Raw genomic sequence first — 15,375 nt, forward strand, 5'->3', positions numbered from 1 at the left:
GTCAGCAACGGGTTCAGGGCAGCAGAATGGTGGAACCGGTGGTGCGCCGTGCCGACAGTTCGGTTTGTGCTTTTGCCGCATCAGCCAGCGAGTAGCGCTGGCTGATGTCCACCTTGAGTTTGCCGCTGATGATCATCTCGAACAGCTCATCCGCCATGCGTTGCAGGTTGTCGGCGTTATTGGCGTACGTCGCCAGGGTCGGACGGGTGACGTACAGCGAGCCTTTCGCCGCCAGAATGCCCAGGTTCACGCCGTCCACCGCACCTGACGCATTACCGAAGCTCACTACCAGCCCGCGCGGTGCGACGCTGTCCAGCGACGTCAGCCAGGTATCCTTGCCGACCCCGTCGTACACGACCGGGACTTTCTTGCCATCGGTCAACGCCAGCACGCGCTCGGCCACGTTTTCATGGCTGTAATCGATGGTTGCCCATGCGCCGTTAGCCTTCGCCAGTTCAGCCTTTTCTTTCGAACTGACCGTGCCGATCAGTTTCACCCCCAGCGCCTTGGCCCATTGGCAGGCCAGTGACCCGACGCCACCGGCAGCGGCGTGGAACAGAATGGTTTCGCCACCCTTCAATTCGTAGGTCTGGCGCAGCAGGTATTGCACGGTGAGACCCTTGAGCATTACCCCGGCAGCGGTTTCGAAGCTGATTTCGTCAGGCAGGTGCACCAGATTGTCCTGGGGCAAAACGTGTTGCGTGCTGTAAGCCCCCAACGGGCCGCTGCCATACGCCACGCGGTCACCGACCTTGAACCGGGTGACCTCGCTGCCCACCGCATCAACAATACCGGCGCCTTCGGCACCCAGGCCGGAGGGCAAGGCGGGCGGCGCATACAGCCCGCTGCGGTAATAAGTGTCGATGAAATTCAGGCCAATCGCCTGGTTGGCCACGCGCACCTGATGAGGTCCGGGCGCGGCAGGTTCGTAGTCAACATACTCGAGCACTTCGGGACCGCCATGGGCGCGGAACTGGATACGCTTTGCCATCTGCCTGTCTCCTTGGGATTGTTGCGAGGCCCCTATGCAACTCCCCTGGTTGATCTTCGTCAACTGCGGCGCGCCAGTCTGCGATGGTATGCTACGCGCCCATTTGCGCTGCCCGCCTGCCTGGGGCGCCGCTCGATCCAAGGTGATGCCATGACGACCCGCACCGACGCCGTAAAGGCCTATCTGCTCGACCTGCAAGACCGCATTTGCGCCGCGCTCGAAACCGAGGACGGCGGCACGCGCTTCGTCGAAGACGCCTGGACCCGGCCTGCCGGCGGTGGCGGTCGCACGCGCGTGATCGAGAACGGCACGCTGATCGAAAAGGGCGGCGTCAACTTTTCTCACGTCTTCGGCAGCGGTCTGCCGCCCTCGGCCAGCGCTCATCGCCCGGAATTGGCCGGTCGCGGTTTTGAAGCCCTCGGCGTGTCGCTGGTGATTCACCCGCACAATCCGCACGTGCCGACGTCCCACGCCAACGTGCGCTTTTTCATTGCCGAGAAGGAAGGTGAAGAGCCGGTCTGGTGGTTCGGCGGCGGCTTCGACCTGACCCCTTACTATGGCAACGAAGAAGACTGCATTCATTGGCACCGTGTCGCCGCGCAAGCGTGCGCACCGTTCGGCGCGGACGTCTATCCGCGCTACAAGGCCTGGTGCGATACCTACTTCCACATCAAGCATCGGCATGAACCGCGTGGTATCGGCGGTCTGTTTTTCGATGACCTGAACGAATGGGACTTCGACACCAGCTTCGCCTTCATGCGTGCCATCGGCGACGCCTATATCGAGGCGTACCTGCCCATCGTGCAACGCCGCAAGAACGCTGCGTTCACTGCGCAGCAGCGCGAGTTCCAGGAGTTTCGTCGTGGCCGGTACGTCGAATTCAACCTGGTTTACGACCGTGGCACGCTGTTCGGGCTGCAATCGGGCGGGCGTACCGAGTCGATCCTGATGTCGCTGCCGCCCCAAGTGCGCTGGGGCTACGACTGGAAGGCCGAACCGGGCAGCGAAGAAGCGCGCCTGACCGACTACTTCCTGCAAGACCGCGATTGGCTGGCCCAGGCCTGAGGACCTTCGATGGATCGTTACGTCGTTTTCGGTAACCCGATCGGCCACAGCAAATCGCCGATGATTCACAAGCTGTTCGCCGAACAGACCGGCCAGCAGCTGGACTACAGCACGCTGCTGGCGCCGCTGGATGATTTTGTCGGCTGCGCCACTGTATTTTTTCAGGAAGGCCGCGGCGCCAATGTCACCGTGCCGTTCAAGGAAGACGCTTATCGTCTGGCCAACAGCCTGACCGCGCGCGCACAGCGAGCCGGTGCGGTGAATACCTTGAGCAAACTGGACGACGCGTCACTGCTCGGCGACAACACCGACGGCGCCGGGCTGGTACGCGATCTGACCGTCAATGCCGGGCTCAGCCTGACGGGCAAACGCATCCTGCTGCTGGGGGCCGGGGGCGCAGTGCGGGGCGCGCTGGAGCCGTTACTGGCGGAACGACCGGCGTCGGTGATCATCGCCAATCGCACCGTAGACAAGGCTGAGCGGCTGGCCGAATTGTTCGGCGATCTGGGGCCAGTGTCGGCCAGTGGGTTCGACTGGCTGCGCGAGCCGGTGGATGTGATCATCAACGCTACGTCCGCCAGCCTGACCGGCGATGTGCCGCCGATCGCCGCGAGCCTGATCGAACCGGGGCAGACGCTGTGCTACGACATGATGTATGGCAAGGAGCCGACCGCGTTCTGCCGCTGGGCCAGTGAGCACGGCGCGGCGGTCTCGATGGATGGCCTGGGAATGCTGGCGGAGCAAGCGGCCGAGGCGTTTTTCCTGTGGCGCGGGGTGCGCCCGGATACGGCGCCGGTGCTGGCCGAACTGCGCCGCCAGCTAGTGCAATAATTCCCTGTAGGCCTTCGCCTGCTCGCGATAGCGGTGCGTCAGATATAAATGTTTCAACTGATACACCGCTATCGCGAGCAGGCTCACTCCTACAGGGGTATGTGATGCTCAGTCTTCAAACCGGATCGGGCATTTCTCTGCCCCTTCCAGTTTCCGCAACTCCTCCACCACCTGCGGCCGCGCCCGGCGCAAGGTCAGGCTGCGATTCTGGCGCAGCAGGCGCCGTGCCTCCTGATGCAGCATTTCCACCCCTGAATAGTCGATGAAGTTGATCTGCTGCGCCTCGATCACTACTCGCGTGCCGTGCAGGCGTTGCAGGCGCACCTGCAAGTAATGGCTGGCGCCGAAAAAGATCGAACCGCCGACCCGCAGCACATCGTCTTCACCGTCGCGCCAATGCTGCACCCGCGGTTGCGAGGTACGTTTGAGGTAGAAGAACAACGAGGCCAGCACCCCGGCGTAAATGGCCGTCTGCAATTCCAGCAGCAGTGTCGCCAGACACGTCAGGCCCATCACCACGAATTCGGCGCGGCTGACCCGCCACAAGGCGCGAATGCCGCGATGGTCCACCAGACCCCAGGCGATCAACAAAATGCTGCCGGCCATGGCCGGGATCGGAATGTGCGCGATCAACCCTGCACCGAAAAGCGCGAACAGCGCCACCCAGAGCGCTGAAAACACCCCGGCCAGCGGCGAGCAGGCGCCTGCTTCGTAGCTCAGACCGGAACGGGTAAATGACCCCGCCGACAACGATCCGGAAAAAAACGCACCGACCATATTCGACAAGCCTTGGGCACGCACTTCCTGATTGGCATCGAGCAGTTGCTGCGAGCGCGCCGAAATCGAACGGGCAATCGACAGACTGGTGACCAGCCCGAGCATGCCGACGGCCACGGCGCTGGGCAGCAACCGCAGGACCAGATCCAGATCCAGCGGCAGCGCACTGAAGGGCGGAAAGCGCCCGACAAAGGCGCTGACCAGATGCACATGCGCGAACATGGCCGGCCACAACCACACCCACAGACTGGCCAACACCAAGGTGATCAGCAGGGTTGGCCAGCGTGGCAACAGGCGTTTCAACGCCACGCCGAGCACCACCGTCGCTGCGCCAAGCATCAGCGAAGGGTTATCCACAGCGCCGAGGTGGCGCAGCAGATCCATCAGGCTGGCAAGAGCCGTGGCACTGGCCGGCAACTCAAGTCCCAGCAGGTTCGGCAATTGGCCGATGGCAATCACTACCGCTGCGCCGAGGGTGAAGCCGAGCACCACCGAATGCGAAACGAAATTCACCAGCGCGCCGAAGCGCAGTAAACCCAGCAGCCACTGGAAAACCCCGGCGAGCAAGGTCAGCAGCAGAATCAGCGTGATGTAATCCTCGGAAGCCGGCATGGCAAGCGGACTGACGCTGGCATACAGCACAATCGAAATGGCCGCCGTCGGGCCACAGATCAGGTGCCAGGACGAGCCCCAGAGGCAGGCGATCAGTACTGGAACAATCGCAGCGTACAGGCCGTATTCAGGGGGCAAACCGGCGATCAGCGCGTAGGCAATCGACTGGGGCAAGGCGAGAATCGCACCGCTAAGGCCAACGACCAGATCCCGTCCGACGCTGGCACGGGTTTGCCGGGGCAGCCAGGCGAGGAAGGGGAACAGTGAGTGACGGCTGGGGAAGGCCATGGGTCCTCGCGGTTGGGGTTTTCAGGCAAGCCTATCAGGACACAGCAATCATTGTGGCGAGGGGATTTATCCCCGATGGGCCGCGAAGCGGCCCCAAACCCAGAGTTCTCGGTGAGTCAGGTATATCGAGTTCATGGGTCTTGCGACTGCTTCGCAGCCGATCGGGGATAAATCCCCTCGCCACAGGTAAGTGGTCGACAGTCAGATAGCATTACAATTTGGCTTTCACCGCCGCCAACGCATCCTTGCCATCCACAGTCTTCACGCCATCCAGCCACTTATCCAACACCGCGGGATTGGCCTTTATCCACGCCTTGGCGGCTTCGGCATTGCTGATCTTCTTGTTCACCACCTCGGCCATGATGCTGTTCTCCATTTCCTGAGTGAACGAAAGATTGGTCAGCAATTTACCCACATTCGGGCAAGCCTCCGCGTAGCCCTTGCGGGTCAGGGTGAATACGCTGCCGGTGTCACCGAAGTACTTTTCGCCACCCTTCAAGTAACGCATCTTCAGTTGCACGTTCATCGGGTGCGGCGTCCAGCCGAGGAAGGTGACGAATTTCTGCTTTTTCACCGCCCTCGATACTTCGGCGAGCATCGCCTGCTCGCTGGATTCGATCAGTTTCCACTGGCCCATGTTGAAGTCGTTTTTCTTGATGATGTCCTGCAACGAGATGTTCGCCGGTGCGCCCGAACCGATGCCATAGATCTTCTTGTCGAACTTGTCGGCGAACTTGTTCAGATCGGCGAAATCATGCACACCCGCCTCCCAGACATAATCGGGTACGGCGAGGGTAAATTCGGTGCCTTCGAGGTTCTTCGCCAGTTGCGTGACATCGCCGGTGGCGACGAATTTGTCGTAGAAACCCTGTTGCGCCGGCATCCAGTTGCCGAGGAACACATCGACCTGGCCGTCCTTCAAGCCGCCGAAGGTGATCGGCACCGCGAGGGTATCGACCTTGGCCTTGTAGCCCATGCCGTCCAGCAGAAACCCGGTGATGGCATTGGTCGCGGCGATGTCGCTCCAGCCCGGATCGGCCATTTTCACGGTTTCGCAGCCTTGCTCGGCGAAGGCCGAGGCGCTGCTCAACGCGATCAGGCCGACGGTCACTGCTGTGGATAACTTGCGCATGGACTTCCCCTTGAGATTATTGGTTTTGGCAGGGTTGTGGATAACGGGCTTTGCGCTCCAGATCATCAAGGTCGATGTGGTTGCGCATGTATTGCTGACTGGCATCGACCAGCGGCTGGTGGTCCCAGCTCTTCAGCTTGCCGATGGTCAAGGCGTCGGCGACGAAACGGCGTCGGCGCTGGCTGGCAAGTACGTCCCGATGGATCGCCGGAATGTCCCATTTGGCCCGCGCTTGCGCGAGAAAGTCTTCAAACAGCTGACGATGTTGCGGTGACTGGCTCAGCTCTTCCCTTTCGTGCGGATCGTTATGCACATCGAAGAGTAGGCACGGGTCGCTTTCGCTGTAGATAAATTTGTAGGCGCCACGGCGGATCATCATCAGCGGACTGACGGTGCCTTCGGCCATGTATTCGCCGAACACCTCGTCATGGCCGCCCTGCCCTTGCAGGTGCGGCACCAGTGAACGGCCGTCCAGTGGCAGGCCCGGCTGCAGCGTGCCGCCGGCCAGTTCGACGAAGGTCGGCAGCAAATCGGCGGTGGAAACCGCAGCGCTGACGCGACCGGCACCGAACTGCCCGGGCGCACTGATCAGCAGCGGTACCCGCGCGGCCATTTCGTACCAGTGCATTTTGTACCAGAGGCCTTTCTCGCCAAGCATGTCGCCGTGATCGCCGGAGAAAACAATGATGGTGTCGTTGATCAGCCCGGTTTCTTCGAGGGTCTGCAGAAGTTTGCCGACATTGGCGTCGATGTAGCTGCAGGCACCGAAGTAGGCCCGGCGTGCGTCGCGAATCTTATCCACAGGCAGCGGCTTGTCCCACAGGTCATAGACCTTGAGCAGGCGTTGCGAGTGCGGATCGAGTTCGTGCTGATCCGGCGTTGTCGGCAGCGGAATATCGCTGTCGTCATACAAATCCCAGAATGCCTTGGGAATCGTGTACGGATCGTGGGGGTGCGTCATCGACACGGTCAGGCAGAACGGCTGGTCGCCCTCCTCGCGGATGTGATCGAACAGATACTGCTGCGCCTTGAACACCACCTCTTCGTCGAAATCGAGCTGGTTGGTACGCACGCACGGCCCTGCCTGCAAGACCGACGACATGTTGTGATACCAACTCGGCCGCACATCCGGTTCGTCCCAGTTCACAGCCCAACCGTAATCGGCCGGATAAATGTCGCTGGTCAGGCGTTCTTCATAGCCGTGCAGTTGATCGGGGCCGCAGAAATGCATCTTGCCCGACAGCGCGGTGCGGTAGCCGAGGCGACGCAGATAGTGGGCGTAGGTCGGGATGTCGGCGGGAAAATCGGCGGCGTTGTCATAGGCGCCGATTTTGCTCGGCAACTGGCCGCTGACCAGAGTGAAACGCGACGGCGCACACAACGGGCTGTTGCAATACGCCGCGTCGAACACCACGCCCTGAGCGGCGAGGCGCGAAAGATTGGGCAATTTGATCGGCGACGGGCCGTAGAAAGGCAACAGGGGCGCGGCCATCTGATCGGCCATGATGAACAGGATATTCTTGCGCTTCATCTGATCGCGGCATTCCATAGTGAATATTTATGCGACATTGCTGCGATTGAGCATGGAGTCCATGCTGTATCGGGTAAAGCCCGCGCCGGGCAATGACTAGGATAAGCACAGCTTATGTATGAAGCCTTGGGAAGCCTGTCCCTTGACCTGCTGCGTGCCTTCGAAGCCGCCGCTCGCCATCGCAGCTTCACGGCGGCAGCGGTGGAGCTGGGCACCACGCAACCGGCGATCAGCCAGCAAATCAAGCGGTTGGAAGAGCAGCTCGGCGCGCGGCTGTTCGATCGGATTTATCGGGGGATCGAAGTGACCGAGGTCGGCGCCCTGCTGTTTGAGCAAGTGGCCCTCGGTTTGCACCATATCGACGCCGGATTAAGCGCGATCAGCGCACAGCAGCAGCACGAAGTGCTGCAGGTCGCCACGGATTTTGCCTTCGCCGCATATTGGCTGATGCCGCGTTTGCACCGCTTCCATGCCGCCAATCCTCAGGTCGACGTCAGCCTGGTCACCAGCGAGCGCAACCACAACATGCTGCGCACCGATATCGATGTGGCCATCCTGTTTGGCGACGGTCGATTCAAGCAGGGCGAAAGCCATTGGCTGTTCAGCGAGGAGGTCTTCCCGGTGTGCAGTCCGCAATTGCTCAAGGATCGTCCATTGCCCCTGCCCGCCCAGGCGCTGCTGGAGTTTCCGCTGCTGCACTTGCGCGGGGAAAACAGCAGCAACTGGTTTGACTGGAGTGGTCTGTTTCGCGAACTGGGCATCACCACGCCGCCGGCACCGGGGCAGTTGCGTTTCGACAATTACACCTTGCTGATTCAAGCGGCGATTGGTGGTCAGGGCGTGGCGATCGGCTGGCGCCACCTTGTGGATAACTTGCTGGTCCAGGGTCTGCTGTGCCGGCCGCTGGCGCAAACCACGTTGTCGCGACTCGGGTATTACGTGGTGCTGCCGCAACGCAAACGCCGCGGGGCGCTGATCCAGCAGTTTGTCGACTGGTTGATGTCCGAGCAGGCCAGCAGCGCCGAATCGCTCAACGGTCTGGCCCTGCCCTCGATTGCGGTGTGAAGATCAAGAGATCGTCCGATCGCGGCCCGAGCCTTCGGACGATCTTTCAAATCGCTGAAGCCGCCACGAAATTCACATGCTCCCCCACATGCAGATTCAGCCGCAGCTCATCGGCGATACCCACCGCGACGCGATTCAAGCGCTCCAGCGGTTCGGCCAGACCCGGCTCAAGATTGCCGCCGACCTGGCTGAAATGCTCAATCGTCAATCCGGCCACGCCATGCGGCGCATTGACCAAAGTCCAGCGCAGTGAGCTGCTTTGTACGGCCTCGAGCATTTCTTCGGCAGCATGGCGTTGCAGGCGCTCGTCGCTGTCCCGCTCGTCGAGTACGCCGAAATTGCCGACCAGAAACAAGCGCGGCACGCTGGCCAGTTGCAAGCCTTCAACCAACGCGTCGACGGCCAGCACTTGTTCGACCGGCCCGAGCGTTACCGAACGCTCAACGTGGTCACTATTGAAGGGCAAACCCGGCGCGTCCAGCAGGCAGATCACTGCCGAACTGCCGGCGACACTCTGATTGACCCGCTCGGCGTCGAACAGATCGCCGGTTTTAGTGCGCAGCCCAGGGCGCGGCGCGAGCGCGGTGAGATCGTCGAGAATGGCGATGACTTCGTGCTGGCGACGCAGCAATTCAGCCATCAACGCACCGCCCAGGCTGGCCATGGCACCATAGAGCGCCACTTTCATCGCCGGGGTTTCGGCATTTTTCATGGCTGTTTTCCTTATCGTTGTCCTATATGGCCTGTGACGGTGGAAACCGCCAAGGGTTCGAACCGATTCAGAAGAGGTACACATGCAAGCGATCAAGGGCTACCACGCCCATGTCTATTTCGATGCACAAACCATCGAGCAGGCGCGCGCCTTGTGCGAACAGGCTGTGCAGTTGTTCGCAGTGAAAATGGGCCGTGTGCATGAGCGTCCGGTGGGACCGCACCCCGACTGGAGCTGCCAACTGGCCTTCGGTCCAGAGCTCCTTGGCGAGGTATTGCCGTGGCTTGCGCTCCACCGCAAAGGCCTGGTGGTGTTCCTGCACCCGGACACGGGCAATGATTTGCTTGATCACACCGAGCATGCGATCTGGATGGGCGCGGTCCGGCGGTTGGATTTGTCGGTTTTCTAATCAAGCGTTTCTTCGGCTTCGCCGGGCAGGTGCTCATCCAGATGCAGCCACGGCAATTGGCTGTCGGTCCAGATATGCCGCTCGGCGGCGGCCCGCTCCGCGTGTTCCAGGGTGGCGATGGTCACATCGATGCTGTCCGGGCTGAGCGATGTCACCAGCGCCAGATGTGCGCCGCAGTTCGGGCAGAAAAACCGCCTGCAACTGGACGACGAGTCGTAACGCGCCGGCGTACCGGCCAGCCAACGAAAATTCGCTGCGGGCACGGTGATCCACGTCGTGACGATCCCGCCACTGACCTTGCGGCAGATCGAGCAATGACAATGAGCGATGTCCTGCAACGCACCGCTGAACTGATAGCGGATATGTCCGCAATGGCAACCACCGCTGTGCAATTGGCTCATTCCGAAAGCTCCCGTTTCCGTATTCATTGACTTTGGCCGCAACCGACAGCCGGTTGACCGTTCATTCGACGCTTTCGCTACCGAAAGGTAGCTGAAAGCTTCCGCGATTAGGATCGCCCCACCTCCGGCAACAGACCGGTTGGCCCAACGCGTGTGATGGCTTGCACGCCCGGCCCAATTAACAACAACAATGGTGATTCTGATGTTCTCTGTAACCCGCCTCTTCGCTGTCACTCCGCCCGTACGCCTTGTGCTTGCTGCTCTGCGCTGATCGCGCCCGATCCGCTCATTTCATTCGCTGCGCTACGCCTGGAGTATTCCCATGCTGACTTTCCTTGGCTTTGCCATGGTCATCACGTTCATGTTCCTGATCATGACCAAGCGCCTGTCCGCGCTGATCGCTCTGATCATTATCCCGATCCTGTTTGCCCTGTTCGGTGGTTTCGCGCCGAAGATCGGTCCGATGATGCTCGAAGGCATCACCAAGCTCGCGCCGACCGGCGTGATGCTGATGTTCGCCATCCTCTATTTCGCCCTGATGATCGACTCCGGCCTGTTCGACCCGGCCGTGCGCAAGATCCTCAAGCTGGTCAAGGGCGACCCGCTGAAAGTGTCGGTCGGCACCGCCGTGCTGGCGCTCGTCGTTTCCCTGGACGGTGACGGCGCGACCACATACATGATCTGCGTGGCCGCCATGCTGCCGCTGTACAGCCGCATCGGCATGAGCCCGCGGATCATGGCCGGTCTGATCATCCTCGCCGGCGGCGTGATGAACATGACCCCGTGGGGCGGCCCGACTGCCCGTGCGGCGAGTGCGCTGCATGTCGATCCGTCGGATATTTTCGTGCCGATGATTCCGGCAATGTGCGCCGGTGTGGTGGCGATCCTGATCATTGCCTACTTCTACGGCAAGCGTGAACGTGCGCGCCTGGGCGAACTGCACCTGATCGGCGATGACCTCGATCACAGCGAAATCAGCGTGTCGCAGTTCCCCGACGCCCGCCGTCCGAAGCTGATCTGGTTCAACGGCCTCTTGACCCTGGTGTTGATGTGCACCCTGATCGCCGGACTGCTGCCGTTGCCGGTGCTGTTCATGGTGGCGTTCAGTATCGCGATGATCGTCAACTACCCGTGCCTGCAAATGCAGAAGGATCGTGTGGCGGCCCACGCCGGCAGCGTGCTGTCGGTGGTCAGTCTGATTTTCGCAGCGGGCATTTTCACCGGTATCCTGTCGGGAACCGGGATGGTCGACGCCATGTCGAAAAGTTTGCTGGCAGTGATTCCGGACTTCCTCGGCCCGTACCTGGCGGTGATCACGGCGCTGGTGAGCATGCCGTTCACGTTTTTCATGTCGAACGACGCGTTCTACTACGGCGTGTTGCCGGTGCTTTCCGAAGCGGCCAGCCACTACGGCATCACCGCTGTGGAAATGGCACGTGCCTCGATCGTCGGTCAGCCCGTCCACTTGCTCAGCCCGCTGGTTCCGTCGACGTACCTGCTGGTGGCCCTGGCCGGTATCGAGTTCGGTGACCATCAACGTTTCACCCTGAAGTGGGCAGTTCTGGTCTGCCTGTGCATACTGGTGGCCGCCCTGCTGTTGGGAACTTTCCCGCTGTTCAGCACTTTGTAACGGCATCAACTCACCAACACGCCAGCTGCCCGCTGGCGTCTTGGTTTAACACATCAAAGGAATACACATGGAATGGCTGACCAACCCCGAAATCTGGGTTGCCTTCTTTACCCTGACCGCCCTGGAAATTGTCCTCGGTATCGATAACATCATCATGATTTCGATCCTGGTCAGCCGCATGCCCAAGCACATGCAGGCGCGCACCCGGATCTTCGGTCTTGCCCTGGCAATGATCACGCGGATCCTGTTGCTGCTCTCGATCACGTGGGTCATGCGCCTCACCGCCGACCTGTTCGAAGTGTTCGGCCAGGGCATCTCCGGCCGCGATCTGATTCTGTTCTTCGGTGGCCTGTTCCTGCTGTGGAAAAGCTCGCAGGAGATGTACCACGCGCTGGAAGGCGAAGACGAAAGCGACGACGCGCCTTCGGGCAAGGGCGGCAACTTCCTCTACACCATCATCCAGATCGCGATCATCGACATCGTCTTCTCGCTGGACTCGGTGATCACCGCCGTGGGCATGGTGTCCCACGTCCCGGTCATGGTTGCGGCGATTATCGTTGCGGTGCTGGTGATGATGCTGGCGTCGGGCAAGATCAGCGAATTCATCGACAAGCACCCGTCGCTGAAAATGCTCGCGCTGTCGTTCCTGCTGGTGGTCGGTACCGTGCTGATCGCCGAGTCGTTCGACGTGCACGTACCAAAGGGCTACGTCTACTTCGCCATGGCGTTCTCGCTGGCGGTGGAAGCGATCAACATCAAGTTGCGCGGCGCGATGGACCGGAAAAAGAAGCAGCAGGACCCGGTGAAACTGCGCAAGGATATGCCGGGCCAATAACCCGGTAGTCTTCAGGCAACACCCCTTGTAGGAGTGAGCTTGCTCGCGATAGCGGTCTGTCAGTCAACAATGATGTTGAAGCTGATGGCCCTATCGCGAGCAGGCTCACTCCTACATTTGTTTCTGTGTTCAGGCTGGCGGCACGAGGTTGTCGAGGACGCGGTTGATGGCCAGCTCACCCAACATGATGACTTGCTGGATCCCCAACAACGAATTTCGCTCCAGATCGGACACCAAACCTGTGGGAGCGAGCCTGCTCGCGAAGGCGCCATATCGGTCGAAGAAGAGGCTGTCTGACCCACCGCTTTCGCGAGCAGGCTCGCTCCCACAGCGGCATATCGCATCCATTCGAAACGGGCCGAAAAGGTTGACTCACCGACCTTCGCTCGTTAGCGTCCCTGCTCGCCTCAGCGACAAACAAGGAACGTTCATGTCTGGAAAACCCGCCGCGCGCGTCACGGACCCGACCACTTGACCGATTCCCGGCCACGGCACCAACCCGATTGCCAGCGGTTCCGGCGACGTCTTCTTCAACGGCCTCGCCGCCGCCCGCCTCGGCGACAAGTGCACCTGCGGCCAGGCGCTCAGCGGCGCCTTTTCGTCGACTGTGTTCATCAACGGCAAGAACGCCATGACTATCGACAGCACCGCCAGCCATGGCGGCGTCGTGATTGGCGGTTCCGGCAATGTGATTATCGGCAGCTCGCACACCCCTGCGCCGTTCGTTCCACCGTTGCCGATCATCGGCCAGCCCGTGGTCGAATTCAAAGCGATCAGTGCCGGCAACGGCGAACCCATCGCCGAACAGGGCTATGAAATCGAAACTGCTGAAGGCCGTATCGTCAAAGGCCTGACCAATGCGCAGGGCATGACCCAGAGCGTCGCGACCCTGCAGCCCGATCTCGCCGTCGTACGCTGGACTGCCTGAGCTTCAAGGAAGAAACAATGACTGCACAATGCATCGCGCCAGACGACTTGGACATGAAAAAACTCTGGGACAGCACTTGCGAGCTGCCCACCTGCAAACGGGAAACCAGCACCGCCGGCCCCAATCCGAAAACCCGCGTCGAAGTCCCGCTGCTGACCTGCAACTGCCTGTGGCGGCGCTTCCAGAAAGAAGCCGAAGACTGGGTCGCCCCCGGCGGCGTCCTCATCGCCGACCCCCAGGCTCGCAACCGTAAGATCAACGCCGCGTACGCGCAGTTGTGGTTGGCGGATAACCGTTTTCAGTGGGCAGGGTTGGCGGCGTTTGCTTCGAAGCAGGTGGGGTGTGGGCTGATCCACGCCACTAAACTGCAAACCGCCATCGCTGCGCAGAAAGCTGCGCAGGAGAAGATCCGAACCGCGCCATCTGAAACCCTGTTCGAAGGTTTCGGCTTCAAATTCAGCAGGACCAATCCCGAGGCGGAACAGGAGCTGGAAAAGGCTCGGGCGGCCAATCCGATGCCGACGGAGGACATCACCTTCGGTGACAACCCACGTTCAGTGGTTCAGCAGCAGCTGGACTACGTGTATGAGATGTTGGCGCTGGGTAATACATCGCTGTTTCTGGACGTTTATCCGCTGCACCGATTTTTTATGGTGCGGGGATTCAAAGAGATGCAAGCGTGTCTCCCACTGCGCAATAAACTTAAAAACGAAGTGCTGTGGCCTATTTCCAGTAAAGTTGAATTTGGGCTGGTGCAATCGCAAGTCAGTGACACGTTCAAAGCCATTGATGAAGGAAGGATTTCCAAAAGTGTTGAGTTCATGGCTCAGCACGAACAAATCAATATTTTGCAGCCAGCGATGTATGACGATGCACACTTTTCCTACCTGATGCGCGGAACACACGCAGGCAACGCGGTATCCGTGGTTACCGGAATTATGTCAGGAGCCGCTGAGGAAATTCAGTTGACCCTTGCAAGTCAATGCAAAGCTCCGGACGAAAGAAAAGTCGCATTTGGTAGCAACCCACTGGCTAATTTGGCTGACAAAGATCAACGAATGGAGTTCGTCATCCGAGCGGCTAGTCAGTTCGATGCATTGCTCAAAGACCCTGCTTCACGAGCAAAACTCACGCAGTCCATAACAGAAATTTCTAAGGGTGGGGGAGTGCAGTGATCCAGCTGTCGAGAAAGCGCTTCGTGATAATTCTCGCTGCTGCTTTAATTGGGGCGGGAATCGCGTATTCCACTTGGGGTACGGACACCCTGCGAGTTCATATCGGAAAGACTTACGATGCGACAGTTGCCGATTCCACATTTAGCGTGGCAGCTCACACTGTGACTTACCCTGGAAATCCTCCGCATCCGAGCTCAGCCTGGATTTCCTCACCAGTTATTATCCATTTCGATGACCCGGAGCACGGCTTTACGTTGCCTGCCACCAAATTCGCCTCAATCGGATTTGACGAGGGAAAGGTTTCGAATATGACGACCTCTCCGATGCTCGAAACGTTGCCCTTCGACCAACTCATGGCGGTGCTTGATCAACTTCAGAGCCATCTTAAAAGCGCCGGATGGGTAGAGTGGAACAGTGAGACAAATCCTTGGGTGAATACGGCTGATGAAACCAGTCGAAAGACGCTCCAGGTCGAGTTGTTTGATAACGTCAAGGTGACAGTGCTCTTGATCCCTCATAAGTACAGTCTCGCGCTCAACGTCAAATGTTACGCCCGCTGTAATGAGCGCGATCCGGAGACAGCTAAGTATCTGATCGATGTCAGCGTAGGAAAGGATTACTACAGCGAATGAGCAAGCGCTATACGGCTCATAACCGAAGTCGCAAGTGAAAAATTGCTACGGGGGGCACAGTCGATGCTGGCGCACAGCAGTGTTCTGCTTGTTGTTCGTGTGCCTGACGTCTTTTCACTTTCCAATGGATTTTCTGGTTGTTCGTATTGGCGCTGTGATGAGCGGAATGTGAAGACGGCCAGGTATTTAATTGACGTTGGCCTGAGCAGAGACCACTTCAGCGATTGATCCTGCAAAGCCACAAACCTGTAGGAGTGAGCCTGCTCGCGATAGCGGTCTGTCAGCCGACAACAATTTTGAAGCTTATGGCCCTATCGCGAGCAGGCTCACTCCTACAGGGGATCGTGTTGATTCAGATGAG

At 59.8% G+C, this 15,375-nt stretch carries 15 protein-coding genes; 9 read left to right on the top strand and 6 right to left on the bottom strand.

From position 1 onward, the window contains the following. Positions 1-13: 13 nt before the first annotated feature. On the bottom strand, positions 14-991 hold the full coding sequence (locus tag HU755_RS05055) for a quinone oxidoreductase (RefSeq protein ID WP_186630809.1): 978 nt from the start codon (positions 989-991) through the stop codon (positions 14-16). A gap of 150 nt (positions 992-1,141) precedes the next feature. On the opposite strand from HU755_RS05055, the gene hemF reads away from it, so the two are divergent. Continuing rightward, positions 1,142-2,056, top strand: coding sequence for an oxygen-dependent coproporphyrinogen oxidase (gene hemF / locus HU755_RS05060; RefSeq protein WP_186546247.1), 915 nt, complete (start codon positions 1,142-1,144; stop codon positions 2,054-2,056). A 9-nt stretch (positions 2,057-2,065) separates the two neighbouring features. Continuing rightward, positions 2,066-2,887, top strand: coding sequence for a shikimate dehydrogenase (gene aroE / locus HU755_RS05065; protein ID WP_186630810.1), 822 nt, complete (start codon positions 2,066-2,068; stop codon positions 2,885-2,887). 108 nt (positions 2,888-2,995) lie between these two features. On the opposite strand, the gene HU755_RS05070 is transcribed toward aroE, so the two are convergent. From HU755_RS05070 to betC, 3 genes are all read right to left on the bottom strand, one after another. Further along, positions 2,996-4,564: a SulP family inorganic anion transporter gene (locus HU755_RS05070; RefSeq protein ID WP_186630811.1), complete on the bottom strand. Its 1,569-nt coding sequence runs from the start codon at positions 4,562-4,564 to the stop codon at positions 2,996-2,998. A gap of 211 nt (positions 4,565-4,775) precedes the next feature. Next, entirely contained in the window at positions 4,776-5,696 is a 921-nt protein-coding gene (gene choX, locus HU755_RS05075) for a choline ABC transporter substrate-binding protein (RefSeq protein ID WP_186546250.1), read from the bottom strand. 16 nt (positions 5,697-5,712) lie between these two features. After that, positions 5,713-7,227: a choline-sulfatase gene (betC, locus tag HU755_RS05080; protein ID WP_186546251.1), complete on the bottom strand. Its 1,515-nt coding sequence runs from the start codon at positions 7,225-7,227 to the stop codon at positions 5,713-5,715. Positions 7,228-7,341: 114 nt separating this feature from the next. On the opposite strand from betC, the gene HU755_RS05085 reads away from it, so the two are divergent. Beyond that, complete coding sequence (locus HU755_RS05085) at positions 7,342-8,292, top strand: LysR family transcriptional regulator (RefSeq protein ID WP_186546252.1); 951 nt, start codon at positions 7,342-7,344, stop codon at positions 8,290-8,292. Between the two features lie 46 nt (positions 8,293-8,338). Here the strand turns inward: HU755_RS05085 and HU755_RS05090 are convergent, their stop codons facing one another. Then, on the bottom strand, positions 8,339-9,004 hold the full coding sequence (locus HU755_RS05090) for an NAD(P)-dependent oxidoreductase (protein ID WP_186630812.1): 666 nt from the start codon (positions 9,002-9,004) through the stop codon (positions 8,339-8,341). A gap of 82 nt (positions 9,005-9,086) precedes the next feature. Between HU755_RS05090 and HU755_RS05095 the strand changes: the two genes are divergently transcribed. Then, positions 9,087-9,413 carry a DOPA 4,5-dioxygenase family protein gene (locus tag HU755_RS05095; RefSeq protein WP_186546254.1) on the top strand — a complete coding sequence of 109 codons (327 nt, stop codon included), beginning with the start codon at positions 9,087-9,089 and terminating at the stop codon, positions 9,411-9,413. On the opposite strand, the gene HU755_RS05100 is transcribed toward HU755_RS05095, so the two are convergent. After that, entirely contained in the window at positions 9,410-9,814 is a 405-nt protein-coding gene (locus HU755_RS05100; RefSeq protein WP_186630813.1) for a GFA family protein, read from the bottom strand. The genes HU755_RS05095 and HU755_RS05100 overlap by 4 nt on opposite strands. Positions 9,815-10,136: 322 nt before the next feature. Here HU755_RS05100 and HU755_RS05105 point away from each other — a divergent pair, with 322 nt between their 5' ends. The 5 genes from HU755_RS05105 to HU755_RS05125 all read left to right on the top strand — a co-directional run bounded on the left by HU755_RS05105 (position 10,137) and on the right by HU755_RS05125 (position 15,014). Next, positions 10,137-11,444, top strand: a complete 1,308-nt coding sequence (locus HU755_RS05105; protein WP_186546256.1) for a CitMHS family transporter — start codon at positions 10,137-10,139, stop codon at positions 11,442-11,444. Positions 11,445-11,511: 67 nt separating this feature from the next. Then, a complete protein-coding gene (locus HU755_RS05110) occupies positions 11,512-12,279 on the top strand; it encodes a TerC family protein (protein WP_186546257.1) in 768 nt (255 codons plus the stop codon). Between the two features lie 478 nt (positions 12,280-12,757). After that, positions 12,758-13,207, top strand: a complete 450-nt coding sequence (locus HU755_RS05115) for a PAAR domain-containing protein (protein ID WP_346655426.1) — start codon at positions 12,758-12,760, stop codon at positions 13,205-13,207. A gap of 17 nt (positions 13,208-13,224) precedes the next feature. After that, positions 13,225-14,382, top strand: coding sequence for a hypothetical protein (locus tag HU755_RS05120; protein WP_186630814.1), 1,158 nt, complete (start codon positions 13,225-13,227; stop codon positions 14,380-14,382). Continuing rightward, positions 14,379-15,014, top strand: coding sequence for a hypothetical protein (locus tag HU755_RS05125; RefSeq protein WP_346655424.1), 636 nt, complete (start codon positions 14,379-14,381; stop codon positions 15,012-15,014). Before HU755_RS05120 ends, HU755_RS05125 begins: the two co-directional genes overlap by 4 nt. Positions 15,015-15,375 lie beyond the last annotated feature (361 nt).

The sequence above is a fragment of the Pseudomonas sp. SWRI111 genome (assembly GCF_014268555.1).
Taxonomy (GTDB): domain Bacteria; phylum Pseudomonadota; class Gammaproteobacteria; order Pseudomonadales; family Pseudomonadaceae; genus Aquipseudomonas; species Aquipseudomonas hamedanensis.

Excerpts from the sequence above, each read along its gene's own strand:
- HU755_RS05055 (WP_186630809.1), bottom strand. The coding sequence starts at position 991 with ATGGCAAAGCGTATCCAGTTCCGCGCCCATGGCGGTCCCGAAGTGCTC.
- hemF (WP_186546247.1), top strand. The coding sequence starts at position 1,142 with ATGACGACCCGCACCGACGCCGTAAAGGCCTATCTGCTCGACCTGCAA.
- aroE (WP_186630810.1), top strand. The coding sequence starts at position 2,066 with ATGGATCGTTACGTCGTTTTCGGTAACCCGATCGGCCACAGCAAATCG.
- HU755_RS05070 (WP_186630811.1), bottom strand. The coding sequence starts at position 4,564 with ATGGCCTTCCCCAGCCGTCACTCACTGTTCCCCTTCCTCGCCTGGCTG.
- choX (WP_186546250.1), bottom strand. The coding sequence starts at position 5,696 with ATGCGCAAGTTATCCACAGCAGTGACCGTCGGCCTGATCGCGTTGAGC.
- betC (WP_186546251.1), bottom strand. The coding sequence starts at position 7,227 with ATGAAGCGCAAGAATATCCTGTTCATCATGGCCGATCAGATGGCCGCG.
- HU755_RS05085 (WP_186546252.1), top strand. The coding sequence starts at position 7,342 with ATGTATGAAGCCTTGGGAAGCCTGTCCCTTGACCTGCTGCGTGCCTTC.
- HU755_RS05090 (WP_186630812.1), bottom strand. The coding sequence starts at position 9,004 with ATGAAAAATGCCGAAACCCCGGCGATGAAAGTGGCGCTCTATGGTGCC.
- HU755_RS05095 (WP_186546254.1), top strand. The coding sequence starts at position 9,087 with ATGCAAGCGATCAAGGGCTACCACGCCCATGTCTATTTCGATGCACAA.
- HU755_RS05100 (WP_186630813.1), bottom strand. The coding sequence starts at position 9,814 with ATGAGCCAATTGCACAGCGGTGGTTGCCATTGCGGACATATCCGCTAT.
- HU755_RS05105 (WP_186546256.1), top strand. The coding sequence starts at position 10,137 with ATGCTGACTTTCCTTGGCTTTGCCATGGTCATCACGTTCATGTTCCTG.
- HU755_RS05110 (WP_186546257.1), top strand. The coding sequence starts at position 11,512 with ATGGAATGGCTGACCAACCCCGAAATCTGGGTTGCCTTCTTTACCCTG.
- HU755_RS05120 (WP_186630814.1), top strand. The coding sequence starts at position 13,225 with ATGACTGCACAATGCATCGCGCCAGACGACTTGGACATGAAAAAACTC.